Here is a 25230-nt window from a genome sequence, read left to right as displayed (position 1 = left end):
GTTTACGGCCATTCGTCCATTATCGCTTGAATGCGATTCTCCGTTTCTACATCGCCCCCAATATAAAAAAGCAGCACGTTCGCGACTTTGTATCTGCTGTGTTTGACGAATGCGGCCGGAATATTCTCGAATTCTTGCAGTCCTTTCTCGGCCTCGCTACTGGAAGAATAGACGTAATAGCTGATCCACTGATCCTGCCGAATGGAATAAACTACCGGTCGGACTCCGTTCACTTGACGATCGATCCTCATGCAAAATCCAACCGATCGGGTAACGCGTCCCAGTTATTTTCAATCCAATGCATTTCTTCCACGAACCGGGCGAGTAAACCGCTGAGTTCACTCTCGCGGCGGATCTCCGTCCTTAGCCACCAGATCGACTCTATGAAATAAAGCATACGAAACGCACGAGTGAGCATTCCTTGAGGCGCTGCCCCATTTTGGCGGTAGCCTTCCATAAACGCCTGTACCTTCCCCGCATCCAACTGTCCATCCAGTAAAGCGCCTGACAAAACGGCCCGAGCGACATCGATCTCCGGGTACGCCATCGTCATCCGGTCAAAATCGACGATCCCCGCTACTCCATGTTCCCGCAGCAAAATGTTGTCCACCCACAAATCCCAATGAAGCCACCCGATGGGGCTTGGATCGAAGATATGAAAATCCGTGGAGTCTACGATGCTGCACGATCTCCGAAGCCACTCCTTCACAACCGAATCGTCTGCACGCTCCGCCTCATCCCAATTGAGCTTCCATTGCCGAAGATAGGCTTCCTTATCCGGCTTCCAGGCCGGTTGTTCCAACTGAGGAATTCGGCCCAGCCAACAGTGCATTCGACCGGTTGCGATACCTAATTCATGCATCTGGGCTTTATTCATGCTGCCTGCCGGAACGGTATATCCGTCCAACCATTCCATTACGGTGTAATGCAGACCGCTATGAGTTTCTTTTATATAACTACCGTCGAATCGGTATACCCTTGGACAAGGAATGCCGTCCTCATTCAACCCGTCCTGAAACCGCAGTGTCCGCTCTATCTCGGCTTTTCTGTCCGGTCGAATGTGAATTTTGTACCGCTCCGGATGGTAGTACTTCACGAACAGAGGTCCTTGTTCGGTGTCCATCCTCCACTTCACGTTCAGCCAACCTTTGTCTATTGGCGACATACCTGTAATGGATACACCCAGCCATTCTTTAAGGTGCGACGCGATTTCCTCTCCAATGCTCTCCATCCTATCGAAGCTCCCCCGGCAAAAATCTATTAAGCCAAACTTTACCATGATCAAGACGGCGATACATGAGATAATGGTAACGAAAAATGGAAGAAATATATGGAGGTTGCCATCTTGCCCAATTATATAATTCGAAAATTAATACAACCCGACGACTATGCAGCCGTCGCGCCGCTGTTGAATTTCATTTATCCGGAACCGACGACGGCGGAGCGGCTGAGGGAAGACGAAGAAAGCATACCGCCGGGCCAATTGCATTACAACGAAGAAAACGAATTGATGGGCTGGGATCGTCCCAAATGGGTGGCCGTGGACGAACGCGAGCAAATCGTCGGTTATGCGATCGCTTGGCGGGCGCCGTGGACGGAACTGGGAACTTTAATTCAGACGGTCGTCGTGCATCCCGAATTCCGGGGAAAAGGAATCGGCGCTGCGTTGTATGCCGCTCTTCATCAATGGGCCATGGAAGTCAAGGCATCCCGGTTAATCGACTTCATTAGAGAGAACGACAAGGAGTCGGTCTCTTTCGCGGAACGCCGCGGATACGAGAAGGAACGCCACATGTTCGAGTCCGTTCTGGATTTGGATAACTTCGACGGCGGAACCCTGGTGGGAGCGATAGACGAGGCGAAAAAGGCGGGGATTCGGTTCGTGACTTTGGCGGAAGAACCGGGGGAAGCCGGCGAAAGAAAACTCTACGAATTGTATAAAACGACTCAACCCGATATTCCGGGTTACGCGGAAGACTTCCCATGGTTCGAGGAATGGAAAAAGTGGAATATCGACCGGCCGGGCATCCGGCCGGAGTGGATTCATATCGCGAAGGACGGCGACCGGTACGTCGGCGTCGTCACGCTGCAACAAAACGAGCAAACGCGGGCGATGTACCATGAGTATACCGGCGTTCTGCGCGAATATCGCGGAAGACGCATTGCGCTCGCTTTGAAGATGCTTGGCGTGCAGACCGCCAAATCGAATGCCGTCCCTTATTTGAAAACGCACAACGATTCCATGAATGCCCCGATGCTCCGCATCAACCGCGATCTCATCGGCTTCAGGCCTGAACCCGGGCGTTACAAAATGGTGCGGAAGCTCGGCTGACGATTATAACGTGCTGGAGGCTTGGCTGACCAAAGAGGTCAACAGGTCGCCGTGGATGGATTGGCCTTTACGATACTTGATCGTCTTCCTTTCCGGCGGGCCATCGAACATCCCTTCGGGCAATTCCAGTCCGGAGGCATTGAAAATCGTGAAGCTGACCGCATCCTTCGAGGTGGAGATCACCGCCGCGTATTTCTTGTTTTTCAAAAAATGAGGCTTGCCATACTGCAAGCGTTCCTGTACGTCCGGAATCACTCCGTGGACGACTTCGCGCAAACCTTGGCACAGCTCGGCTTGCCAAGGTTCTTTAACTTTCTCGATGAATTCGGTGACTTCAGCGTTCATCTTTCATTCTCCTCTCGTACCATCCGCGTGCATGTAGTTAATAGCCCACATATGGCCGTCCAAGTCCTCGAAGGCCCAATGATACATGAATCCGTAATCCTCAGGTTCTTCGTACGATTTCCCGCCCAAGGAGACCGCTGTATTCACGATTTCATCCACCTTTTCCCGGCTCTCGAAGGCCAATGCGATCGTCATTTGCGCATACTTTTCCGTATCAACGGATTCCTTCTGCGTGAGCGACTTTAAAAGTTCTTTGGTGAGCAGCATGACCTGCAGGTTGCCGCCGATCACGATGGCTGCCGACTTCTCATTCTCGGGGAATTGCGGGTTGAGCTCGAATCCGAGTCCGGTGAAGAACGCCTTCGATTGTTCTACGTTGTTTACAGGCAGATTGAAGCTCGTGAATGTGGACATTAATGCCATTTTTAAACACCTCATCGTCAAATTGGTTTGTTGTCCTTGATGCCTTCTTTTATTTAGACGAAAGCCGATCCGGGAATTCATCGGTCTGCTATTTTTTTCAACGCTTTCCGAGGATTTCCTTCCTTGACTCACGAACAATTGTTCGATATGGTAAATGATGTGATATTCCAGATTAACCGTACAGGAGGAGCTTGGAGTGGAATTCAGTAGTGTGGAGAATCAATCCGCGAACGTCGATTTAAGCAAGATCAAACGCGGACCGATCGTCGCCGCATTGATTATCGGCGCGTTCGTGGCCATCTTGAACGAAACGCTGCTCAACATCGCGTTTCCGGATTTGATGGCCGATTTCAAGATAACGGAATCGACCGTGCAATGGCTGGCTACCGCTTATATGCTGGTCGTCGGCATGCTGGTGCCGGTCACGGCGCTGCTGCAGCAATGGTTTACGACAAGGCAAATGTTCATCGGGGCGATGATGCTGTTCTTAGTCGGAACGGTCATCAGTTCGGTTGCGCCGGTCTTCGACGTCCTGCTCGTCGGGCGCGTCATTCAAGCGCTAGGTACCGGTTTGATGATGCCGGTCATGATGAACGTCATACTCGTCATCTTCCCTCCGGAGAAACGCGGCGGAGCGATGGGAATGATCGGTCTCGTCATCATGACGGCGCCGGTCATCGGCCCGACCTTATCCGGCTTGATCGTCGAACATCTGTCTTGGCGCTGGCTGTTTTATCTCATCATTCCGCTTGCCGCGTTTTCCGTCATTTTCGCCTTGGCTTTCCTGAAAAACGTGACGACCCTCACGAAACCGAAGGTTGACGTCATCTCGATCCTTCTCTCCTGCATCGGTTTCGGCGGCATCGTATACGGCTTCAGCAGCGCGGGCGACCGCGGTTCCTGGTCGGATCCGGTCGTCGTGTGGAGTCTGGTCGCCGGCGGCATCGCCCTGATCTTGTTCGTATGGAAACAGCTCGTATCCCGAAATCCGATCATGGATTTGAGAGCCTTCAAGTATCCGATGTTCTCTCTCGTCACCGTTCTGATGCTGGTGATGATGATGTCCCTCTTCTCGACGATGATCATGCTGCCGCTCTTCATGCAGCAAGTGCTGCTGCTCACCGCATTCTCGGCGGGTTTGGCCTTGATGCCGGGCGGCATCATCAACGGGATCATGGCGCCGGTATCCGGGGTCCTTTTCGACAAATTCGGTCCCCGCGTATTGGTCATTCCCGGCATCGTGCTGATGTGCGTCGCGATTTGGATGTTCATGGGCATTGAATCCGATTGGACGAAGGGCCATATCATCATGATTCACATCATCATGATGGTCGGAATTTCTTTGGTCATGATGCCGGCGCAGACGACGGGCTTGAACCAGCTGCCGCGCAGTCTGTATGCGCACGGCACCGCCATTCTCAACACCTTGCAGCAGGTAGCGGGCGCGATCGGCGTGGCGCTGTTCATCAGCATCATGTCGTCCGGCGCCAAAGAATACATGAAAACTTCCAAGGACCCGACTTCGCCGAGCGAACTGATCCAATCGATGGTCGCGGGGCTTCACAACGCGTTTTTCATCGGCCTCTGCTTGGCCGTGCTGGCGCTGATCATCAGCTTGTTCATCAAGCGGACCCATGCGCCGAAGGAAGAAGGCGCGGAACAAGCCGCGAAAGCGCAAGTTCAAACGAGCAAAGGCTAATTTCTTGAAATGTTTAAAGGCCTTTCCCGCAGTCCGAGGACTGCACGGGGAAGGCCTTTTTTATGGATTCGTGTAATCTGACTGACAGATTCAAGCGGATAAGCGCGATGCGGCTTTGACGGCTTCTCTCTTGTGACGGTATGGAGTAATCAGCCAATAGAGACAGGCCAGAAATCCCGCGCCGCCGACGATGTTCCCGAGCGTGACCGGAATCATGTTGTGGAACCACCCGGCCAACGTCACCGTCTCGGGGTGCGGAAGCACGAGGGCAAGACCCAGGACCGTCATGTTCGCGACGCTGTGCTCGTATCCGGAGGCGATGAACGCGAACAACATCCACCAGATCAGCACGAGTTTCGCCGAATCGGACTTCGCCCGCGCCGAGCACCAGATGGCCAGACACACGAGCCAGTTACAGAGAATGCCGCGGAAGAACAGCGACGACCAGCCGAGCGACATCTTTTTGGCCGCGATCGCCATCAGCAAGTGATCCGGCCCGATGCCGTGGAATATGCCCGATCCGGCAACCAGCATGACCAAGACCATGGCACCCAAGAGGTTGCCGGCATAACACCAGGCCCAGTTGCGGAGCATATCTTTCCAGGTCGTCGCTCCGGACAGCGTACCGAAAGCGAAATACATGTTGTTGCCCGTGAACAGCTCCGATCCGGCGAAAATGACGAGCGTCAGCGCGATGCCGAACGATGCGCCCATCGCCATGCTGGTAACGGGAGACTTGATGGCGAACAGCGGTGCTCCGATAGAGATAATGAGGACGATGCCGATGCCGACGAATGCCCCGGCGAGGCCCGCGGCCAGCAAGTAGCGCAGCCGGCTTTGGTCGAGCAGTTCCTTCTTCTTCAGCGCGGTCTGCACCATCGTTTCAATGGATTCCTTAAACATTGGGATTACCCCCTTCTTCGGGTGACGGAATTATAGAGCGATCGCGAGCGCCAGTTCAACGTTCCCGTCTTTCGTTTCCCGAATCTCGAACTTCCAGACCTCTCCCTTATCCGGTGCTTGGACAAGTCCGGTTTCGAGGGAAATCTTCAAGTCCCGGATAGGGCAATAAATGAAATGGCCGCTGACGATGGCTTCCGCGAGCGTCCCCCCTTTGGGATGCGGCGTCCGGTTCTCCAGCGCGTAAAGCCCTCCGTCCGTCGTGCGGAAAACCGCAATCCGGCAGCCTGCCGCCAGCACCTCCCTGCCGAATCCGGCCGGGAATTGTTCGATAGGCCCCAAAGGGACAACCGTCGTCTTCGTCGTGATGGTTGGCATCGTTGATCTCCTCCTGTCGCCTGCTTTATTTTCCTGCGGTTACGGGCCGATACAGCTTGAGGCGGACTTCTTCGTCCTGAACGACTTCCTGCCAAGGATCCCTCAGCCCGTCCAGCGCCTCATCCAGCTTGCCGATGAGTTTCACGCGGCCAATCTTGTCTTCCACCACCGCCTGCCTTACGCTTTCCAACCCTACCCGTTCCACGAAATCCGAGGTGCGCTCCGCATAGTTGGCGTTTTCCCGATAGTACTGAATGAACGCGTCGCAGATGTCGATCAGGTCCTCGTCGGTTTTCACCTTGCACAGCGAATCCGCGCCCCGAAGCTTGATGCCCCCGTTGCCGCCGACGAAAATCTCCCAGCCTCCGTCGTTCCCTACGATGCCAATGTCCTTCGTGCCCGATTCGGCGCAATTGCGAGGGCATCCGTTGACGGCCATCTTGAACTTGGCCGGCATCCACAGGCGCTCGTACCGATGTTCGAGCTCCATGCCCATGCTGATCGAATCCTGTGTGCCGAAGCGGCAAAATTGGGAACCGACGCACGTTTTCACCGTGCGAAGCGATTTGGCGTAGCCGTATCCGGACGGCATGCCGAGGTCGGCCCAAATAGCCGGCAAGTCTTCCTTCTTGACGCCGAGCAGGTCCAGGCGCTGTCCGCCCGTCACCTTCACCATTTTCACATCGTATTTGTCCGCTACGTCCGCGATCTTTCGCAGCTCGTCCGGAGAAGTCACGCCGCCGTACATCCGCGGGATGACGCTGAACGTACTGTCCTTCTGGATGTTGCCGTGAAGCCGTTCGTTGACGAAACGGGAATCCTTCTCGTCCTCATGCTCCTTGGGCCAAATCATGCCCAGATAATAGTTGATGGCGGGCCGGCATTTGGAGCAGCCTTCCGGCTCGTTCCAGCCGAGCACGTGCATGACTTCCCTCACGTGAGTCAAGCGCTTCTCGCGGATTGTGGCTACGATCTCGTCGCGTCCGAGCGTCGTGCATCCGCAGATGCCGGTTTTCTTCGCGGCCGCACCGTCGAATTTCTCTCCAAGCGTGTATTGGAGCAGTTGTTCCACGAGCGGCTTGCAGCCGCCGCAGGAGCGGGTCGCTCCGGTGCAGGCTTTGATCCGTTCCACCGAATCCCAGCCCTCTTCCCGAATTCCCTTGACGATGGCTCCCTTCGTGACGCCGTTGCATCCGCAGACGATTTCCTCGTCCGCCATCGCTTCGACTCCCGTCGATTTCGCTTTTCCTTCGCAACACCCGCCGCCGCCGAACAATTCACTGTAAAGGTCATCCGTCATGTTCTTGCCTTCCCGGATGGAGCGGGCGAGCAAGGCGGAGTCCGTGACGTCGCCGTACAGCACGGCGCCGACGATTCGGTTGCCTTCCAACAGCACTTTCTTGTAGGTCCCTTTCCAGTCGTCGTGGTTGCGCAAAACCCGGTGCTTTTCCGTCTCCGCGAACTCGCCGGCCGAAAAGACGTCCACGCCGGAGATTTTCAGCTTCGTGGAAACAGAGGATCCCGTATAAGGTGCGGTTTCAACAGCCGCGATCTTTTTGGCAAGGACGGTTCCTTGCTCGTACAGCGGAGCCACGAGGCCGTAACAAACGCCTCTGTGCTCGCAGCATTCTCCGACTGCGTAGACGTCAGGGACGCTGGTTTGCAGAAAGTCGTCCACCAGGATGCCGCGCTTCGTTTCGATGCCGCTCGCCTTCGCCAGTTCCGCGTTCGGCACGATGCCGGCCGCCATGACGACAAGATCGGCTTCCAGCTCACTGCCGTCTTGGAACCGGAGACCGGTAACCCGATCTTCTCCGGTCAGCGCGACGGTTTTCTTGCCCATGGCGAACTTGATGCCCTGCCGTTCCAGTTCCGCCTTGAGCATTCCGGCCGACACGGCGTCCAATTGGCGCTCCATGAGCGTATCGAACAAGTGGACGACCGTCGTATCCATGCCCAGCTGAACCAGGCCTTTCGCCGCTTCCAGACCGAGGAGGCCTCCGCCGATGACCGCGGCTTTTTTGAACGACTTGGAAGCCTCGATCATCGTGTTGCAATCCGCGATGTCCCGGAAGCCGATGACCCCTTCCTTATCCGCGCCCGGTACGGGCAGAACGAACGGTTTGGAACCAGTCGCGAGAATCAGCACGTCGTAGTCCGCGGATTCTCCTTCCGCGGTATAAACCCGTTTGTCTGACGTATCGATTCGCGTAATGGACGCGCCGGTGTGCAAAGAAATGCCGTTTTCTTCATACCAGCTGCGGTCGTTCATGATGATGTCCTGTACGGTTTTGCTGCCTTCCAGCACGTAGGACAATTGAATCCGGTTATAGTTGGGATACGGCTCGGCGCCGTAAACCGTAATATCGAAAGCTCTCGTGAGCTTGAGGATCTGCTCCAACGTACCGATGCCGGCCATTCCGTTTCCGATCAGGACCAGCTTTCTCTTTCGCGCGGGATTCGCCACGGTTTTTCGCCTCCATCCAATGACTCTGGAGTTATCTTAACGTAAGGCCTGGGAGTTGAATGTGATGCATATCACTTTGGGAAACGAAAACGACAAAAACCCCCGATCCCCGCAAAGCGGAAGATTCGGAGGTTTCGTTCGGCGAAGAGCCTAACGTTTTCGTTGAAGTCTTGCATACTGAATGATTCGGCGAAACATGGACTTGTCTGCGAGAGCGTTGAAGATGTATTTGTCCGGCCTCGAATTGACTTCGATGATCCACGGTTTCAGCTGTTTGTCGATGCCGATGTCTACCCCGAAAGCCGGAAAACGGGGAAATACGCGGCTCATATGGCTGCTGATCCGAATGCCCAGCTCTTTCAGCTTCTCCACGTATAGGGTCCTTTCTCGCTCGCGGAGATACGGGGTTAGCAGCTGTTGAATCGGCATCGGTTTGCCGCCGTTGTGGTAGTTCGTCACCACTTTATGGCGTTGTCCCAACCGGCCCACGATCCCGGTGACTTCCCATTTGCGCCCAGGGTTTAGCTGTATCATAATCCGCAAATCGAAAGGCCGGCCCTCATAATGAAGCAAGGGAATGCCTTGTTGGACGAGGTACGCTCTTCTGCCTTTGGTTTTCTCGAACGCCGCATAAGCTCCGTCGAAGGACGCGAAGTATCGGCTTTGAGTGCCGTTCCTCAAACGATATCCGTTACGATGGCGAGACAGTTTGAAAATGCCGAACCCCCCGGTTCCGGTATTCGGTTTCAAGTATACGTCCCGGTTTTGGGCCAGCATCGCGCCTATATTCGCCTTCGTCGCAAGCGCGGTCGGCGGCAAGCTGCCGGATAACGCCGGGTTGGTCAGCATTAACCGGTATTTGCCCAACTTATTATTACCGTAGCGCAACTTCATCACTCCATCGCCAGAAATCTCAGCACGATAATCATATGCAGGATTGGTTCAGGCGTATGGACAAAACGACTACCCGGCCTTAAAACGGTGATTTTAGGCGATATCTTACCCGCGCTGCCGGTCTTTCGGAACGATGGCGACGGTACAACGGGAAACGCAGATGAGACGGCCTTCTTCATCGGTGATCCGGATATCCCAAACCATGGTCGTCCGCCCTTTATGGAGCGGCGTTGCAGTGGCGGTTACGATTCCGTCCTTCTTGCTGCGAAGGTGGTTCGCGTTGATTTCCATCCCGACCGCGACAAACGTTTCTTTATCGATCAAATGGTACGTGCCTACGCTGGCGACCGTTTCGGCGAGCGCTGCGGATGCGCCTCCGTGCAAAACCCCGAAATATTGCCGGGTGGCGTCGCTCACGGGCATCGTCGCAACCACGCGGTTCGGCGAAATCTCGGTGATCCGCATGCCCAGCACGCCGAACATCGTATTTTGATAGTGTTCGTGGTCTTCCAACAAGAAATGTTCGTAAAGTGGCTCCATGGCTGCAAACTCCTCGTTTCAAAGATTCGGATTTATTGTAATGAAACCAAGGGCTTCCGGCAACATTAAGACTCGTGGGCATACCATTTAATTACCATTGTTTATTTACTTACAAAAAGTTATTATGTGAACTGTGCCTAGAACATACACAGAAGGAGCGAAACTCACTATGGCAACCGTTTTGTACATTACCGCGCATCCTCACGATCACCAAACATCCTACAGCATGGCCGTCGGCAAGGCATTCATCGACGCCTACAGGGAATCCCATCCGCAAGACGAAGTCGTCGTTTTGGATCTCTATAACATGGACGTCCCCCATATCGACGCCGACGTTTTCAGCGGCTGGGGCAAACTCAGATCCGGCTCGGGCTTCGATCAACTATCCGAATCGGAGAAAGCGAAAGTAAGCCGTCTGAACGAAATCGTCGAGCAATACGTCAAGGCCGACAAATACGTCTACGTGTCCCCGATGTGGAACTTCTCATTCCCTCCCGTGCTGAAAGCCTATATCGACGCGATCTGCGTCGCCGGCAAAACGTTCAAATACACGGCCAACGGCCCCGTCGGCCTTCTGGCGGACAAGAAAGCTATCCATATCCAAGCCAGGGGCGGCGTTTATTCCGAGGGACCGGCTGCCGGTTTCGAGAGCGGTCACAGCTACTTGGCGAAAATCATGCAATTCCACGGCGTCCCCTCGTTCGAAGGCATCTTCGTCGAAGGAATGGCCGCCATGCCGGACCAAGCGGACACCATCAAAGAGAAAGCGATCGCGAAAGCGCGCGAGGCAGCCGCTAACTTCTAATCCCTCTAATCAAAAAACGAAGCCATTCCGGATGATCCGGAATGGCTTTCTTCATGTGCGGAAGGAATACGGCAACTGCCATTACTTCATTTCGAACTCGTAAGGATTGGCGCCGATGAATCCTGCCCAGCCATCGGCTTTCTCGGAGGTTTCGTCCTGAGCGCCCGGCGCTTGAGACGTCATTGCTTCCGGATGCATCGAACCGTCGTAGTAAACCGGAACATCGTCAGCTTGATTCATGTGTTATGCCTCCAAGTTGTAAACGTATTCGTATGCCTTCTTCCTTAGGATATATCAAAAATCGCGATTTAATCAATCTCCAATCATTCTGTACCGGGTTTCCTTTTTTCGCCAAACTTTTTCCGTACAAGCCCAGCAAAATTTAGGGCACCCTGACTATGTTTTACAGAATGTCCCACGTGGTACAATATGCGTGGTGAAAGCGATTTCACCAACCCATTTTGTTGAGGAGGGAAATGATGAAACGTTTATTCACAAGCTCGAAGGCGTATCTGTTTCTCCTGGTTTTGGCTCTCGTGGCCACCCTGTTTCCCGTCGGCAAGGCGAACGCGGCTTACAACCTGGTCTGGAGCGACGAGTTTGACGGAACGTCCATCAACGGGAACAATTGGGTGTTCGAAACCGGAACCGGCAGCGGCGGCTGGGGCAACAACGAGTTGGAGTATTACACCAGCCGACCCGAGAACGCACGCATCGAGAACGGCAACCTCGTCATCGAAGCACGCAAGGAGTCCTTCGGCGGCATGAACTATACGTCCGCCCGCCTGAAAACCCAAGGCAAGAAAAGCTTCAAATACGGCCGGATCGAAGCCCGAATGAAGCTGCCGAAGGGTCAAGGCCTGTGGCCCGCCTTCTGGACGCTCGGCGCGGACATCGGAACGGTCGGCTGGCCGAAAAGCGGCGAGATCGACATCATGGAGCACATCAACAACGAAAACAATACTTACGGTTACATCCATTGGGACGCAGGCGGCAACGCGGACTACGGCGGTGCCAGCCAGTCGTTCGACCCGACGCAATACCACGTCTATTCGATCGAATGGACGTCCAGCGCGATCAAGTGGTTCGTCGACGGGGTCCAATTCCGGGAAGCCAACATCCTGAACAGCATCAACTCCACGGAAGAGTTCCATAAGGATCACTTCCTGCTTCTGAACTTGGCCGTGGGAGGCAACTGGCCGGGTTCACCCGACGGTTCCACCGTGTTCCCGGGAAAAATGTACGTCGATTACGTCCGGGTCTACCAAGACGGAGGCACGACGCCTCCTCCCTCCGGCAGCATCGTCTCCGGCGGCACTTACAAGCTGATCAACACGAACAGCGGCAAAGCGCTGGACGTCTCGGGAGCCGGTACGTCCCCCGGCACGAACGTGCAGATCTGGACGGACAACGGTTCCGGCGCCCAGAAGTGGACGATTTACCGGAATGCGGACGGCTCTTATAAATTGATCAATACGAACAGCGCCCTGGCGCTCGACGTGTCGGGAGCCGGAACGTCGGACGGAACGAACGTGCAGGTCTGGACCGACTTGGGGAACGGCGCGCAGACGTGGAACATCACCCAGAACGCCGACGGATCTTACAAACTCATCAACACGAACAGCAGGAAAGCGCTGGACGTCTCCTCTTCAGGCACGGCCGACGGAACGAACGTGCAAATCTGGACGGACAACGGCACCGGCGCGCAGAAGTGGAACTTGGTCAGGCTGCAATAATCGAATGTGTGTAAGGTGACAAAGGCCGACTCCCATCCCGGGAGCCGGCCTTTACTTGGTGTTTCAGAAAGTATATCCCAACACTCTAAGCTCTAGGGCTGCCGTTTGATCCAGTAACGGAACCCACCGCCGCTATTTCGACGAAAACGACTGATCCTAAAATCTAACGGAACTGACAGCCGCTATATCCCTTCAAACGCGAGGATTTCACTTGAAATCTGCCCAATAAGATCATCTGGTTCCGTTAGATTCAAAATAGAAGCCAAATAAGCAGGATAACGGTTGTACGTTCCGTTAGCATCCCATTGTTGTTGGGCGCTTCATATCCTATTCGATTTTGCCGAAGCGGCGATCTTTGTGAACTTTGCTCGCTTAATAAACGGACTTCCACTCTCCGATGTTGGAGGCGTCGAATTTGAACGGATCGCCCAGCATGATTTGCGTGCCGTCGCCATCCTGCACGACTTCTTTCTCGCCCAGCGTGCCGGCCGTGAACTTGTCGCCGACTTTGCCGGTAATGGTGCCCTTCACCAGGGAATCCGCCGTTTGACCCGCGAGATAACCGACGTCGATCGGGTTCCACAGATACATCCATTGGCAAACGCCGCTTTCGATGTATTCCGCCATCTCGCTCGGCAGGCCCAGACCGGTCAGTTGGACTTTACCCTTGAGGCCTTTGTCGGTCAGCACTTTGCCGGCGGCAGCGATACCGACGGTCGTCGGCGCGATGATGCCCTTCAGGTTCGGATACGATTTCAGCAGCGCTTCGGTCTCCGACACGCTCTTGTCGCGGAGGTCGTCGCCGTAAGCGACTTTGACCAGCTTGATTTTCGCGTACTTCGGATCTTCCAGCTCTTTCTTCATCCATTCGATCCATGTGTTCTGGTTCGTGGCTTGGGACGTGGCGCTGAGGATCGCGATTTCGCCCTCTCCGCCGATCATTTCGGATACCCCTTGGATCAGCGTGCGTCCGATGCGCTCCGGATCCGCTTGATTCACGTGCACCAAACGGCTGGCCGCGTTCACGGCGGAGTCCAGCGACAGCACCTTGATGCCGGCGTTCATCGCTTTCTCCAATGCCGGCTGCAGAGCGTCCGGATCGTTCGCGGCGATCGCGATGGAATCGACTTTCTGGGAGATGAGTTCTTCGATCATCTGGATTTGCGCTTCCGCGGTCGGCTGGTCTGGCGCTTTCAGAATGGCTTCGCCGCCCAGTTCTTCGATCGCTTTCTTGTAGCCGTCCATCATTTTCTCGCCGTACGGGTTACCCGTGTTTTTGAAAATGATGGCGAATTTCTTCTTGGCGCCGCCCGCGTCGGCGGACGGGGACGCGCTCTCGTCTCCGCCGGAAGAAGCGCTTGGCGAAACGCTGGCCGAAGCCCCTTGGCTGGCGCTCGGGCTGCTGTCGGAGTTGCTCTTGCCGCAAGCGGCGAGCAGCGTGAGCATCAATACCGCGATCAAACCGTAAAGCCCCATCTTTTTCACTTTCTGTTTCCTCCCTTGTCATCTATGGCATTGCTATATACATCACGGTCCGTGAACCGGAATGTAACGGGGGTCGCATAACCTCTTGTCTCTTAGCCGGTGCGGCGGCGTTTCCACTTCAACTGCGGCACGGCAACGGCGAAAATGAGCAGCAAGCCAAGCACGATCAGAAGCGACTGCGCCGAGATGTTCACGAGTCCGAGCCCGTAGCGTAGGTAGCCGATCAGGAATACCGCCAAAATGGCCCCGATCATCCTCCCCTTGCCGCCCGCGGTGCTGACGCCCCCAAGAACGACCATCGCGATCACTTCCAGCTCGTAGCCGGTGGCGATGTTCGGCCGGCTGCTGCCCATGCGCGAGGTTAAAAACAAGGCCGTTACGGCGGACATGAGTCCGGCGAGCGTGAAGGCGATGACCTTGATCCGGTCCACTTCCACGCCGGAGAACCGGCTCGCCGTCGCATTGTTGCCGATAGCGTACAGCTTTCTGCCGAAGCCCGTCTTGTGAAGGAGCAAACCGAAGCCGAGGGCGAATACGGCGAACGCGATCAGAATAAACGGGATGCTGCCGACGTACTCCCAGCCGAGAAACTTGAACCATTTGGGGAATTTGCCCGCCGCCTGGTCCTCCAGGATGATGTAGGCGATGCCGCGGTAAATGATCATGGTGGCGAGCGTGACGATCACGGAAGACAGTTCCTTGAACCTCACGATCAGCATGCCATTGATCCATCCGCAGACGGTTCCGACCGCCAGGCAGACGACCATCGCCCATGCCATCGGCAGTCCTTTGCTGTACAGATCCGCCATGACCACCGAAGATAAAGCGACGATGGAGGCGACCGAGATGTCGATATCGCCCATCAGGATAATGAACACCATCGGCAGCACGATGAACGCTTTGTCCAGGAAGCCCATCGTGGCGTCCCGCAGATTGTCATAATCCAGGAAAAACTCCGAGAGAGAAGCGTTCATGACGAATACGGCCAAGATCAGGACGACCAGCAGCCACTCCCATTGGAGGACGAATCCCTTCCACGAAAACTCTTGTCGGTTCGCTATCAAGCGCGGTTCCATGGCTAGATGGACCTCCTCATCAGGTTGTTGCGGTCGATTCCCCGCTTGACCAGCGCGTTCACGAGCACGGCGATCAGGATGATGCCGCCTTGGATGAACATTTGCCAGAACGCGGAGACGTTGATCATCGGCAAGGCGTTATTCAGAATGCCGAGCAGGATGGAGCCGAGCACGATGCCGGAAATTTTCCCGACGCCGCCCGCGATGCTCACGCCGCCCAGCACGCAGGCCGCGATGACGCTGAGCTCATATCCGGAAGCCGTATCCCCTTGCGCGGAAGCGAACTTCGACACCCACAGGACCCCCGCCAGTCCGGACAGCCCCCCCATGATCGTGTAGACGAGCCACAGGATTTTGCCGGTCCGGATGCCGCTGATGGCCGCCGAATCCGGGTTGCTGCCGATCGCGTAAATTCTCCGGCCGGTCCGCGTATGGCCGACGAAATAATAAGCGGCCGCATAGGTCACGATGGCGATCGCGATCAGATTGTTAATGCCGAGAAGCGATCCCGTTGCGATGTCTTTGAAGCCCGTCGGCATCTGATGGGCGCTGACCCACTTGCCACCGCTCGTTTCGTAGGTCAGCCCCCGGAACACGTTCATCATCCCGAGCGTGGCGATGATGGGCAAGATGTTCACCCTCGCCACCAGGAAGCCCAGAATCATGCCGCAAACGAGACCGATGCCGATTCCGATCCCGATGGCGGCAAGCGGATGCAGCCCCGGATATCGGCTGACCGTCAGCGCCGCCATCATCCCGGACAATGCGAGCGTCGCGCCGATGGACAAATCGATGCCTCGGGTGATGATGACCAGCATCATGCCGACCGCCAAAATGCTCAAAATCGCCGTATTCGTAATCATGTCGTTGATGTTTTCCCAGGTCAGGAAACTCGGATTGCGCAGTTGAACCCCCGCCGACAGCAGCAGGATAAATGCGAGCAGCCCCAGCTCCCGGAATTTCGCGATTTTCGCGCTCATGCTCTTACCCGCCTTTGGTCTCTCGATTGCTCCGCATCGTCCATCGACGCCGCGAGGATCGCTTCCTGCGTCAGTTCGTCCCGGTTCAGCATCGCGGTGATCCGTCCTTCCCGCATGACCGCTACGCGGTCGCACAAACCGATGATCTCCGGCATTTCGGAGGACACGAGGATGACCCCGTATCCGGCGCAGGCCAGATCACCGATGATGTCGTAAATCGCGGACTTCGCGCCGACGTCGACGCCTTTGGTCGGTTCGTCCAGGATCAGCACGTCGAGGTCCGCCGTGAGCAGCTTCGCGAATACGACCTTCTGCTGGTTGCCGCCCGACAGGGAGCTGACGAGGTCGAATACGCTTTTCGCCTTGACGCCGACCTTCTCCGCCAACCGTTTGGCGATGTCCAGCTCTTTGCGCGGCTGCAAGGCTCCCTTCGCCGTGATTTTCTCGAGCGTCGACAGCGTAATGTTACGGCCGATCGCCCATTGCAGGACGAGACCCTGCTTTTGCCGATCTTCCGGCAAGTATCCGATGCCCAGCCCCATCGCTTCCCGCGGACTGCGGATGCGGACCTCCCGGCCTTTCACGAAGATCTTCCCTTTATCCGGCCGATCGATGCCGAAGATCGCTTGGCACACTTCCGTACGGCCCGCGCCGACGAGACCGGTGAGGCCGAGGATTTCGCCCCGCCTTAGCGAGAAGGCGACGTCCGCGAAATAACCGGTGCGGCCCAGTCCCTCCGTTCGCAATACCTCTTCGCCGATTTGCGCTTCCTTCTTCGGGAACAGCTGCGATATTTCACGCCCGACCATCGCGATGATCAGGTCGTGGTTCGAGATTTCATCCACGTTCCAGGTGCCGATGTAACGCGAATCACGGAAAACGGTGACCACGCCGGCCAGCCGGTACATATCTTCGAAACGGTGGGAGATGAAAATGATCGACTTGCCTTGGTCGCGAAGCCGTTCGGCGATCCGGTACAGCTCTTCGCTCTCGCTGCGCGTCAAGGCGGCCGTCGGTTCGTCCATGATGATGATTTTGGCGTCGACGGAAAGCGCCTTGGCGATTTCGACGATCTGCTGCTCGGCGACGCTGAGCGCCCCCATTTGCGTCTTGGGGCTGAACGACGCTCCCAGCTCCCGGAGCAGGCGTCCCGCTTCCTCGTGCATCTCTTTCCAGAGCACGCGTTTCGTGCCGGACGCGATTTTCTCGTGCCCCATATAGATGTTCTCCGTCACGCTCAAGTCCGGATAACACGTGACGTGCTGATAGATCGCCGCGATGCCGGCTTTCTGCGCATCGGTCGGATGCCGGAAGTCGACCTTGCGGCCGTTTAGAAACATCTCGCCTTCATCGGGACGGTGAACGCCCGTGATGACTTTGATGAACGTCGATTTGCCCGCGCCGTTCTCGCCCATCAAGGCATGGATTTCGCCGGGGCGAAGCTTGAAGTAAACATCATCCAGTGCCTTGACGCCGGGAAAAATTTTGGTGATGCCTTTCAGTTCCAGTACGTATTCGGTTTCCGCCACCGCTGTTGTCCCCCCTTGCTACCTGATTCCAAACTACCGGAAAAAGAGGCAGCCTATAAGGAGACAGCTTTCGGCTTGGGGGGATGGCTTTCGGAGAATGGCCGGGGATTCGCGAGGATACCGGCAAAACAAATAAAAGACCCGGCGGGCGCCGGGTCTAGATCGATTCGCGGTATTGGGTCGGGGTCTGCCCCGTCCATTGCTTGAACAGGCGGCTGAAATACTTGACGTCCTGGTAACCGACGGACCGGCTGACGTCCTGCAGCTTCAGAGGAGAGCCTGCGAGCAGTTCCTTGGCTTTGGACATCCGGTGCCGAGTCAAGAAATCCAGCACCGTTTCGCCTGTCTGAAGCTTGAAGCATTCGCAGAAATAAGTCGGGTTCATATGCACCCGGTCGGCGATTTTCTTGACGGTCAGATCCTCGCCCAGATGCTCCAAGATCCATTCGGCCGCCTTCTCCACCGGTTTGGCTCCGCCCGCTTCGCGGGATTGGGCGATTTCCCGGATGACCTGCCCGATCATCCGGTTCAGGCGGCGTTTCAGTTCCTGCAGGCTCGGCGCTTTCCTGAGCTGCGCCAAATCCTGCGAAAGCGACATCGCTTGAGGCAAGCTCTTATGGCTCTCCAACCGAACGGAGTGGATGAGGATTGCGGCGTTCTGCACGGCCGCCTGCACCCAGTCGGGAGACTCCAGCCGCTCCAGACGGACGAACAGGCGGTCCGCCCATTCGGCGGCAGCTTCCGCATTCGCCTGTTCCACGCTTCGCTTCAGCTGCAGCGCGAGCGGCAGCCACTCCGACTCCAATCCGCGGCCGTCCGGATGGATGGCGGCGCTCCGGAACACGCGGTTCTCGCCGTACACCAAGCGGTAATCCATCAAGTGCAGCGTTCGGCGTTTGGCTTCCGGAAGCATATAGAGATCCTCGATCGGTTCCCCGAACGCCGCCGACACCGAGAACGGCGTATACGTTCGGACGGCGGAACGGATCTCTTCGGCCAGTCCGCTCATCGCTTCTTCCAGATTGTCGTCGGTGTCCGAAGTGTGCAGCAGCGTCCAGAAATCCGAATCCGAGCCCCGCCAGCACCAGGCTTTCCGTCCCTCTCCCGCACCGGAGGAAACGACTTCCCGAATGATATTTTCAAGCGCGTAATAGTAAGCCTTCCAATCCTTGGCCGTGAAGGTTCTCGCTTTCACCGGCGGCGTGTCGAGCCGTACGTTGGACAGAAGATACCGGCCCGCTGGAAAATCGTCCACCCAATACCCCAAGCTGGCCAGATCGATGTCGGTGGAGGTAATGGCGCCCAGCGTTCCGATTTGCCGGCTTTCCTTCAGCCTTTCGGCCTCTCTCTCCATCTCGCCCCACTTCAACAGCTTGTACCGGCCGCCGGAGATCTTCGATCCGATGTCGGCCATCCGTTCGCGGAACTGGGTTCTATCCACGGGCTTGAGCAGGTAATCGAGCGCCCCTTCCCGAAGCGCGTCCCGAACGTAGGTAAAGTCGTCGTAGCCGCTGATGACGAGCGGATAGAAGGAGTACGTTTTGCGTGCTTCGCGGATCAGCGTCAAGCCGTCCATTTCGGGCATCTTCACGTCGGTGATGAGCAGATCGACTCTTCCGTCCGACTCCTTCAAGTATTCGAGCGCCTGAAGGCCGTCCCCGACCGCCGCCACGACCTCCCACCCCTCGCCGCACGATTGCACCAGCCTCTCGATGCCCCGGCGGATGCGGGCTTCATCATCCACGATCAGCGTCCGGATCGTCTCCATGCCGGCTCCCCCTTTCCCCTTGCTCCGTTTCCTCCGGCGTATGCATGACCGGGATGCGGATCGTCACTTCCGTGCCGATGTCTTCGATGCTGTGGATTTGCATGCCGTATTCCGGCCCGTGCATCATGACGATGCGGGCATTGACGTTGCTGAGGCCGAATTGCGAGCTGCGTCCTTCGAACCCCGCGCCCCGGAGCATCGTCTCCATCTGCGCGAGCTTCTCTTCCGGTATCCCGGGGCCGTTATCCCGCACCCGAAGCACGAGATCGGTTTTGCCGGAACGCGCCCCGAATTCCCGGCCGACCGAAATATGGATCTCCAGCGTTTTGCGTCTTTCCAGCCCGTGTTTGATCGCGTTTTCGACGACCGGCTGCAAAATGAACTTCGGCGTGTACAAGGCATGGTACTCCCTCGCGTCCAGCTCCTGCACCACCTCGAACGTCAGCCGATCCTCGAAGCGGAACTTCTGGATCGTCAGGTAGTCGCGTACGTGCTGGACCTCTTCCCCGATCGTCACCGACGGGCTCTGGTTGGAGACGGAGAACCTGAGCATCCGCCCCAGCAGCGTGACCATCTCGACGACAGACTCCCGTTCGCCTTCCTCGACCGCCATGCCGATCGTTTCGAGCGTGTTGTACATGAAGTGAGGGTTGATTTGCGATTGCAAGGCGTACAACTCGGCTTCCTTCTGGCGGATTTCAATCTGGTAGTTTTTACGGATGAGCTCGCGGATCGTGCCGATCATCGAGTTGAAGCTGCGGCCGAGCGTGCCGACCTCGTCTCCGCTGCCTACCTTCAAGTCGACCTCGAAATTGCCTCTTTCCACCGTTTTCATCAGGCTGCTCAGTTTCTTCAGCGGGCGGGTAACGCTCCAGGAGAAATAGATGGCGATGATCGACGTGATCAGGACGATGACGATGAAAACGAGCACGGTCACGTTCCGGACGAGGTCCGTCCGCTCCGTCAGCGCCTTGGCGGGAATGCTGTGCGCCAGCGTCCATCCGAGCTCTCCCGATTCGTTCACGCTGACGAGCCGGGAGACGCCGTCCTCCATGCTCCGGAAGCTCCCGTTATGCACCGGGTAATCCGGCTTGCGCAGGTCCGGCTGCCCGATCCGGCTGCGGTCGGTGTGGTAGACGATATACCCGTCCCGGTCGGTCACCCACAGGTCGGCGCGTTCGTCCGTTTCGAAATTGTGCAAAATTTCGTCGATGAACGACAGGTTGACGGCGATGAGCATGCTGCCCAGCACTTTCCGGTTGTCCACGTCGAACAGGGGCTCCAGCAGGAAAACGTACGGAATGCCGTTCCCGTAATGGACGTCCATGTCTTTGGGAAGCAGGATGCGAGGTTCGGCGGCCGCTTCCGCCTTCTCCCCAAAACGCCGGAGCGTATCTTCCCAATCCCGCTCCCGGAAATCCGTTTTGACGCTTCGGTACATCCTTCCTTTGGAGAAGACGAAGACGCCGAGGATGTCAGGATTGCCGGCGTTCACGTACGTACGCGTCAGGAAACCGTTGAAATTGTACTCGTCCCGGTTCACGTCAGACCGGCTTGCGTATTTCTCTCGCCGGAGGATCGCCAAGCTGCCGTCCGAATTGAACAGCAGCTCGGAGAGCCTCGCGAGCTCGTTCATGTGCTTGCCGATATCGGCGTTCGCCTGATAGAGGAACTTGGGCATGTATTCGCCGATCTGTTCCTCGACGGACCGGGCGTATTGGGCATAGGAAATATAACCGAGCAGGGACAGCGGAATGACGGTAAGCAGCAGGTACGTGACGATCAGCTTCGAGCTGAGACGGAAATCCCTGAATCGGACGGGCAGGCTGCGTTTAAAAATCATATTGGTCCACGTTGTCCTTCGTAAAATCGAGCGGTTCGCCCATAATCACCATGTCCCCGTTCACCCGGATGCTCCCCGCCTTGTCGATCTGCTGCCCGTCTCTCGGCTTCTCTCCGGAAAGATACCGATGGGCGAGCGCGATCGTCAGGTAACCCAGCTTTTTCGGGCTCCATAGCGTCGCGATCTGCGCCGAATCGTCCTTCAGGTACTCCTTCATCAAATTCGGGTTGGACAGCCCCACCACTTTGACCTGTCCGGCCTTCCCCGCTTCCCGTACCGCTTTGGCGGCGCCGGGCGGTCCGACGGAGGAATTGCCGAGCACGCCTCCGAGGTGCGGGTATTCGGCCAATAATCGGCGGCCAAGCTCCTCGGCTTTCGCGACGTCGTCGTTCGTCGGCACGACCTCGACGAGCTTCATGTTCGGGTAGAACTCCTCCTGCTGGATGCGGATCCACTTAAGCCACTCATTCAGGTTCGCGGCGGACAGGGAACCGGTCATGACGGCGAATTCCCCTTTTTCCCCCATGGCCAGCGCCATCGTGTCCATCAAGTGGCGTCCGAGCGTTTCGGGTTCCACCATGTTCACGAAAAACTCCCTGGCCGCCGGCAGCGTATCGGCATCCCAGGTGATCACTTTGATTCCCTGCCGCTTTGCTTTCAACAGGACGGGCACGAGTTTGTCGGGATCGTTCGCCGATACCGCGATCAGATCGACGTCTTGTTCGATCAGATCTTCGATGACCCGAATCTGTTCTTCCGCGCCGGCCGTCTTCGGTCCCGCGAAAATGACCTCGTCCCCGTAGTCGCCGGCGGCCTCCTGCGCACCTTCGGCGGCGAATTTGAAATATGGAATTTCGACGCCTTTCGGCACGAGTGCGATCCGGTACGGCTTGTGATCCGCCTCATCTTTCGTGTTTGCGCTTTCAGGATTGGCCGCGCCATCCATCGAGAACACGACTTCGTAAGCTCCGTTGTGCCCTCTGCCGCAAGCGGCGAGAACGGCCATCATGGTGAATAGCAGGAATAACCTGCGGTACAAGCGGACTCCCCCTCGCGACATTTGCAACTTTAAACATAACCCCGGGTAGAGGCGCCGGTAAAGAGGAAGTTATTCGGATCGGGTGACGATCTTCGGGAGAATCGTAATAAAGCCCGCGAGTGCTCCGCGGGCTTCTTCGTTTTGGCGAAGCTTAAACGTTCTCCATCGTGCTGATGTCGATCACGAATCGATACCGGACATCCGAAGCGAGCACCCGCTCCCAGGCTTCATCGATCCGGTTGGCGGAAATGACCTCAATCTCCGGGGCAATGCCATGTTCGGCGCAGAAGTCCAACATTTCTTGCGTTTCGCGAATGCCGCCGATCATCGATCCCGCAAACGACCGGCGATGTCCGATCAGCGAGAAGACGTTCACCGATAACGGATCCGCCGGCGCTCCAACATTGACGAGCGTGCCGTCCAGCGCCAGCAGCGACAGGAAAGCATTCAAATCGATCTGGGCGCTCACCGTGTTCACGATGAGATCGAACGTACCGGCCAATTTCGCGAACGTCTCCGGATCGTTCGTGGCATAGTAGTGGTCCGCGCCCAGCTTCAAACCGTCTTCTTTCTTTTTCAAGGATTGGGATAAAACCGTCACCTCGGCTCCCATGGCATGAGCGAGCTTCACGGCCATATGCCCAAGCCCGCCGAGTCCGACGACGGCGACCTTCTTGCCGGGCGCGGCTCCCCAATGGCGCAATGGGGAATACGTGGTAATGCCGGCGCACAGCAACGGAGCTGCGGCATCGAGTTCGATCCCGTCCGGAATGCGAACCACGAAATCTTCCGTCACGACGATGTGGGTCGAATAACCCCCTTGGGTATATTGACCGTATTTGTCAATCGCTCCATAGGTGCCCGTCATGCCATTCAGGCAGTACTGTTCCTCTCCCTTATGGCAGTTCGCGCACTCTCCGCATGAGTCGACCATGCAGCCTACTCCTACCCGGTCGCCGACGGCATGTTTCGTAACTTCCGAGCCCACCTGGGCGACGATCCCGGCGATCTCATGCCCAGGAACCAGCGGATATTGAACTGGCCCCCACTCGCCGCGGGCCGTATGAATGTCGGAGTGGCAAATGCCCGTATACTTAATTTCGATAAGGACATCATGCGGCTGAAGATCCCTGCGCTCTATTTCAGTCAATTGGAACGGACCTTCCGGACTGAAAACAGCTCTTGCGTGAGAAGCAATCATCGTATTACCTCGCTTAATCAAAATATATTGTTTATCCACCACATGTCTATTATTGTAGGATGAGAGCGATTCGTTCAATGGTTAAAACAGCACGATCTGTTGATATATCAACAGATCAACGGAAAATGTCCATTATTTATTGAAAGAGTGGTGGAGTACGATGGCCAAAGTGGACCGGAGAATTTTGAAGACGCAAGAATCGTTGAAAAAAGCGGTGATCGAACTGATGACGGAAAAAAATTTCGACGACATTACGATCCAGGATATCGCGGACCGGGCAGACGTGAACCGCGGAACCATCTATCTTCATTATCAGGACAAATACGATTTGTTGGATAAACTCATCGAGACGCACCTTCAGGAAATCGGAGAAATGGATGCTTGGGCATGTCAGCTGGATTGGACGGATGCTCTTGTACCCTATTTTGAATACTTCGAGAAAAACCATCTGTTCTTTTCGACCATGTTGGCGAGCAAAGGTGCCCCTTCCTCTTTTAGAACCCGGCTGCTTGCGTCTTTCATGGATGGTTTTAAGGGGGAAATAGACAGAGAAAGCGGCAAAAACAAAGACTTCCATGACGATGTGCTGCTGCAATTTACCGGTACCGCTTATGTGGGAGTCATTGAATGGTGGATCCGCAACGGGATGCCGCATCCGCCGAAAGTAATGGCCCAACAAGTCGGAGACTTGTTGGGGAGAAGCCTGTAGTTCCTCCTATTCCTTCCGATAACACCGGATGTAATCGATATGGAATTCGCTCGGGTACTCGGGAGCTTGCTTCGCCAAGCTCTCCGGCCTCGGAATCTCATAGACGTTCAGCATCAGCTGCATGGGATAGTTCGGCGACTGCTTGGAGTGGTGAATGAGCTCGTTATCGATGTAAAAGGAGATCCCCTGCGCCGTCCAATCCACCGCATAAACGTGAAAACGGCTGGCGTCGATGGGGAACTCCCGCTCGAAGAACTCATTCTCGATCGTCGGGTCGCCGAACGGATGCAGGCCGAAGCCGATGGTCGACGTTTCCTCCCCTCCTCCGTTCCAACCCTTCAGCTCGAATGGACAAATCTCCGCCGATCTCTCCGGACGGTCCTCGAACCCGATCATCCAGAACGCGCACACGTTGTTGGCGTTGTGGAGACCCTTCGCTCTCAGTTCCACATATCCGTAATGAGGCGTGAACAAATGCTCCTCGGCCTGCTCTTCACGGACGAGGCAGTTTTTTGAAAACCGATGCTGGCCCCTTTCGCTGTCGAGCGGCCCGGAATAAACGCCGGTTTGGAGGTTGCTGACCTTGATGCCTCCGTCGAGTTCGGGACACCATGGTTCTTGATCCTCCGTAATCTGCAGCACAAGCTGGCTTTCCTTGAATCGGTAATTCGCCTTCGATTTCTCGCGGCTGCTCCATTGCGGGAGATAGTATGGCAGCCATTTGCTGCGGTCAAGGTCTCCCGAATCAAAGTCATCTTCAAAAACCAGAGAATACCCCGGTTTGTTCTTGTCGTTTCTAGGAAAATCGTAACTCGACATCGGGTTGGCAGCTCCTTTTAAGCAGGCAATATTGTCTATTGTAATATAAAGATGGAAAAATGAGACCACCTGAGGTGGACAATTCATGGCGGGCGCTTTATGCTGGAAAGGTAATAATATGTAATTAATTGTTACAAATTACTTATTTAAGGAGGCTGGTTTGTCCCAAATATTCGTTTTAATACACATTTCCTATGAGAGAGTGTTTTTGATTTCCAAGTTCATGGAATTTAGAAAGCGCTGTCATTTCGAACGGGAGGGA

Annotated in this window: 24 protein-coding genes; 5 read left to right on the top strand and 19 right to left on the bottom strand. The window is 56.0% G+C overall.

The features are described 5' to 3' along the window. Positions 1-2 precede the first annotated feature (2 nt). Both EAV92_RS06130 and EAV92_RS06125 read right to left on the bottom strand, forming a co-directional pair. The gene (locus EAV92_RS06130; protein WP_123040243.1) at positions 3-251 is read right to left on the bottom strand and encodes a hypothetical protein; all 249 of its coding nucleotides are present in this window, start codon (positions 249-251) and stop codon (positions 3-5) included. Then, positions 248-1231 carry a phosphotransferase enzyme family protein gene (locus EAV92_RS06125; RefSeq protein WP_164472641.1) on the bottom strand — a complete coding sequence of 328 codons (984 nt, stop codon included), beginning with the start codon at positions 1229-1231 and terminating at the stop codon, positions 248-250. Before EAV92_RS06125 ends, EAV92_RS06130 begins: the two co-directional genes overlap by 4 nt. Positions 1232-1345: 114 nt before the next feature. On the opposite strand from EAV92_RS06125, the gene EAV92_RS06120 reads away from it, so the two are divergent. Continuing rightward, entirely contained in the window at positions 1346-2332 is a 987-nt protein-coding gene (locus EAV92_RS06120) for a GNAT family N-acetyltransferase (RefSeq protein WP_164472640.1), read from the top strand. A 3-nt stretch (positions 2333-2335) separates the two neighbouring features. On the opposite strand, the gene EAV92_RS06115 is transcribed toward EAV92_RS06120, so the two are convergent. Beyond that, positions 2336-2677 (bottom strand): DUF1801 domain-containing protein, encoded by a 342-nt coding sequence (locus EAV92_RS06115; RefSeq protein ID WP_123040240.1) that lies wholly within the window; start codon positions 2675-2677, stop codon positions 2336-2338. Between the two features lie 3 nt (positions 2678-2680). After that, the gene (locus tag EAV92_RS06110) at positions 2681-3100 is read right to left on the bottom strand and encodes a VOC family protein (protein WP_123040239.1); all 420 of its coding nucleotides are present in this window, start codon (positions 3098-3100) and stop codon (positions 2681-2683) included. Positions 3101-3311: 211 nt separating this feature from the next. Here EAV92_RS06110 and EAV92_RS06105 point away from each other — a divergent pair, with 211 nt between their 5' ends. Then, on the top strand, positions 3312-4799 hold the full coding sequence (locus EAV92_RS06105; protein WP_123040238.1) for a DHA2 family efflux MFS transporter permease subunit: 1488 nt from the start codon (positions 3312-3314) through the stop codon (positions 4797-4799). A 90-nt stretch (positions 4800-4889) separates the two neighbouring features. Here EAV92_RS06105 and EAV92_RS06100 read toward each other — a convergent pair whose 3' ends face one another. The 5 genes from EAV92_RS06100 to EAV92_RS06080 form a co-directional block, all read right to left on the bottom strand. Beyond that, positions 4890-5702, bottom strand: coding sequence for a formate/nitrite transporter family protein (locus tag EAV92_RS06100; RefSeq protein WP_123040237.1), 813 nt, complete (start codon positions 5700-5702; stop codon positions 4890-4892). A 30-nt stretch (positions 5703-5732) separates the two neighbouring features. After that, a complete protein-coding gene (locus EAV92_RS06095; protein ID WP_123040236.1) occupies positions 5733-6077 on the bottom strand; it encodes a nitrite reductase (NAD(P)H) small subunit in 345 nt (114 codons plus the stop codon). Positions 6078-6102: 25 nt separating this feature from the next. After that, positions 6103-8496 carry a nitrite reductase large subunit NirB gene (gene nirB / locus EAV92_RS06090; RefSeq protein WP_241158535.1) on the bottom strand — a complete coding sequence of 798 codons (2394 nt, stop codon included), beginning with the start codon at positions 8494-8496 and terminating at the stop codon, positions 6103-6105. 198 nt (positions 8497-8694) lie between these two features. Further along, on the bottom strand, positions 8695-9432 hold the full coding sequence (locus EAV92_RS06085; RefSeq protein WP_164472639.1) for a YheC/YheD family protein: 738 nt from the start codon (positions 9430-9432) through the stop codon (positions 8695-8697). A 111-nt stretch (positions 9433-9543) separates the two neighbouring features. Continuing rightward, positions 9544-9978, bottom strand: coding sequence for a PaaI family thioesterase (locus EAV92_RS06080; RefSeq protein ID WP_123040233.1), 435 nt, complete (start codon positions 9976-9978; stop codon positions 9544-9546). Positions 9979-10147: 169 nt separating this feature from the next. Between EAV92_RS06080 and EAV92_RS06075 the strand changes: the two genes are divergently transcribed. After that, positions 10148-10783, top strand: coding sequence for an FMN-dependent NADH-azoreductase (locus tag EAV92_RS06075; protein ID WP_123040232.1), 636 nt, complete (start codon positions 10148-10150; stop codon positions 10781-10783). Between the two features lie 81 nt (positions 10784-10864). Here EAV92_RS06075 and EAV92_RS24410 read toward each other — a convergent pair whose 3' ends face one another. Next, entirely contained in the window at positions 10865-11023 is a 159-nt protein-coding gene (locus EAV92_RS24410) for a hypothetical protein (RefSeq protein ID WP_164472638.1), read from the bottom strand. A 239-nt stretch (positions 11024-11262) separates the two neighbouring features. Between EAV92_RS24410 and EAV92_RS06070 the strand changes: the two genes are divergently transcribed. Beyond that, the gene (locus EAV92_RS06070) at positions 11263-12519 is read left to right on the top strand and encodes an RICIN domain-containing protein (protein ID WP_123040231.1); all 1257 of its coding nucleotides are present in this window, start codon (positions 11263-11265) and stop codon (positions 12517-12519) included. Positions 12520-12891: 372 nt separating this feature from the next. Here EAV92_RS06070 and rhaS read toward each other — a convergent pair whose 3' ends face one another. The 8 genes from rhaS to EAV92_RS06030 all read right to left on the bottom strand — a co-directional run bounded on the left by rhaS (position 12892) and on the right by EAV92_RS06030 (position 23440). Next, positions 12892-13995: a rhamnose ABC transporter substrate-binding protein gene (gene rhaS, locus EAV92_RS06065; protein ID WP_241158534.1), complete on the bottom strand. Its 1104-nt coding sequence runs from the start codon at positions 13993-13995 to the stop codon at positions 12892-12894. A gap of 101 nt (positions 13996-14096) precedes the next feature. Continuing rightward, on the bottom strand, positions 14097-15080 hold the full coding sequence (locus EAV92_RS06060) for an ABC transporter permease (protein WP_123040229.1): 984 nt from the start codon (positions 15078-15080) through the stop codon (positions 14097-14099). Between the two features lie 2 nt (positions 15081-15082). Then, a complete protein-coding gene (locus tag EAV92_RS06055) occupies positions 15083-16060 on the bottom strand; it encodes an ABC transporter permease (protein WP_123040228.1) in 978 nt (325 codons plus the stop codon). Next, positions 16057-17589, bottom strand: coding sequence for a sugar ABC transporter ATP-binding protein (locus EAV92_RS06050; RefSeq protein ID WP_123040227.1), 1533 nt, complete (start codon positions 17587-17589; stop codon positions 16057-16059). Before EAV92_RS06050 ends, EAV92_RS06055 begins: the two co-directional genes overlap by 4 nt. Positions 17590-17746: 157 nt before the next feature. Beyond that, a complete protein-coding gene (locus EAV92_RS06045; protein ID WP_123040226.1) occupies positions 17747-19357 on the bottom strand; it encodes a response regulator transcription factor in 1611 nt (536 codons plus the stop codon). After that, the gene (locus EAV92_RS06040; protein WP_123040225.1) at positions 19326-21200 is read right to left on the bottom strand and encodes a sensor histidine kinase; all 1875 of its coding nucleotides are present in this window, start codon (positions 21198-21200) and stop codon (positions 19326-19328) included. The genes EAV92_RS06045 and EAV92_RS06040 overlap by 32 nt, the downstream gene beginning before the upstream one ends. Beyond that, positions 21190-22239, bottom strand: coding sequence for an autoinducer 2 ABC transporter substrate-binding protein (locus EAV92_RS06035; RefSeq protein WP_241158454.1), 1050 nt, complete (start codon positions 22237-22239; stop codon positions 21190-21192). Before EAV92_RS06035 ends, EAV92_RS06040 begins: the two co-directional genes overlap by 11 nt. A gap of 151 nt (positions 22240-22390) precedes the next feature. After that, complete coding sequence (locus EAV92_RS06030; protein ID WP_123040224.1) at positions 22391-23440, bottom strand: NAD(P)-dependent alcohol dehydrogenase; 1050 nt, start codon at positions 23438-23440, stop codon at positions 22391-22393. 160 nt (positions 23441-23600) lie between these two features. Here EAV92_RS06030 and EAV92_RS06025 point away from each other — a divergent pair, with 160 nt between their 5' ends. Beyond that, positions 23601-24149, top strand: a complete 549-nt coding sequence (locus tag EAV92_RS06025) for a TetR/AcrR family transcriptional regulator (RefSeq protein WP_123040223.1) — start codon at positions 23601-23603, stop codon at positions 24147-24149. Positions 24150-24155: 6 nt separating this feature from the next. Here EAV92_RS06025 and EAV92_RS06020 read toward each other — a convergent pair whose 3' ends face one another. After that, positions 24156-24968, bottom strand: coding sequence for a glycoside hydrolase family 16 protein (locus tag EAV92_RS06020; RefSeq protein WP_123040222.1), 813 nt, complete (start codon positions 24966-24968; stop codon positions 24156-24158). Between the last annotated feature and the right edge of the window lie 262 nt (positions 24969-25230).

It is taken from the genome of Cohnella candidum (genome assembly GCF_003713065.1).
Taxonomy (GTDB): Bacteria; Bacillota; Bacilli; order Paenibacillales; family Paenibacillaceae; genus Cohnella; species Cohnella candidum.
The sequence above is the reverse complement of the archived record's forward strand: the minus strand, read 5'-3'. Positions and strand labels throughout refer to the sequence as shown.

Coding starts and splice junctions, on each gene's coding strand:
- EAV92_RS06100 (WP_123040237.1), bottom strand. CDS start 5,702: ATGTTTAAGGAATCCATTGAAACGATGGTGCAGACCGCGCTGAAGAAG.
- EAV92_RS06020 (WP_123040222.1), bottom strand. CDS start 24,968: ATGTCGAGTTACGATTTTCCTAGAAACGACAAGAACAAACCGGGGTAT.
- EAV92_RS06070 (WP_123040231.1), top strand. CDS start 11,263: ATGAAACGTTTATTCACAAGCTCGAAGGCGTATCTGTTTCTCCTGGTT.
- EAV92_RS06055 (WP_123040228.1), bottom strand. CDS start 16,060: ATGAGCGCGAAAATCGCGAAATTCCGGGAGCTGGGGCTGCTCGCATTT.
- EAV92_RS06125 (WP_164472641.1), bottom strand. CDS start 1,231: ATGGAGAGCATTGGAGAGGAAATCGCGTCGCACCTTAAAGAATGGCTG.
- EAV92_RS06030 (WP_123040224.1), bottom strand. CDS start 23,440: ATGATTGCTTCTCACGCAAGAGCTGTTTTCAGTCCGGAAGGTCCGTTC.
- EAV92_RS06075 (WP_123040232.1), top strand. CDS start 10,148: ATGGCAACCGTTTTGTACATTACCGCGCATCCTCACGATCACCAAACA.
- EAV92_RS06060 (WP_123040229.1), bottom strand. CDS start 15,080: ATGGAACCGCGCTTGATAGCGAACCGACAAGAGTTTTCGTGGAAGGGA.
- nirB (WP_241158535.1), bottom strand. CDS start 8,496: ATGGCCGGCATCGGTACGTTGGAGCAGATCCTCAAGCTCACGAGAGCT.
- EAV92_RS24410 (WP_164472638.1), bottom strand. CDS start 11,023: ATGAATCAAGCTGACGATGTTCCGGTTTACTACGACGGTTCGATGCAT.
- rhaS (WP_241158534.1), bottom strand. CDS start 13,995: ATGGGGCTTTACGGTTTGATCGCGGTATTGATGCTCACGCTGCTCGCC.
- EAV92_RS06080 (WP_123040233.1), bottom strand. CDS start 9,978: ATGGAGCCACTTTACGAACATTTCTTGTTGGAAGACCACGAACACTAT.
- EAV92_RS06115 (WP_123040240.1), bottom strand. CDS start 2,677: ATGAACGCTGAAGTCACCGAATTCATCGAGAAAGTTAAAGAACCTTGG.
- EAV92_RS06095 (WP_123040236.1), bottom strand. CDS start 6,077: ATGCCAACCATCACGACGAAGACGACGGTTGTCCCTTTGGGGCCTATC.
- EAV92_RS06025 (WP_123040223.1), top strand. CDS start 23,601: ATGGCCAAAGTGGACCGGAGAATTTTGAAGACGCAAGAATCGTTGAAA.
- EAV92_RS06045 (WP_123040226.1), bottom strand. CDS start 19,357: ATGGAGACGATCCGGACGCTGATCGTGGATGATGAAGCCCGCATCCGC.
- EAV92_RS06130 (WP_123040243.1), bottom strand. CDS start 251: ATGAGGATCGATCGTCAAGTGAACGGAGTCCGACCGGTAGTTTATTCC.
- EAV92_RS06110 (WP_123040239.1), bottom strand. CDS start 3,100: ATGGCATTAATGTCCACATTCACGAGCTTCAATCTGCCTGTAAACAAC.
- EAV92_RS06040 (WP_123040225.1), bottom strand. CDS start 21,200: ATGATTTTTAAACGCAGCCTGCCCGTCCGATTCAGGGATTTCCGTCTC.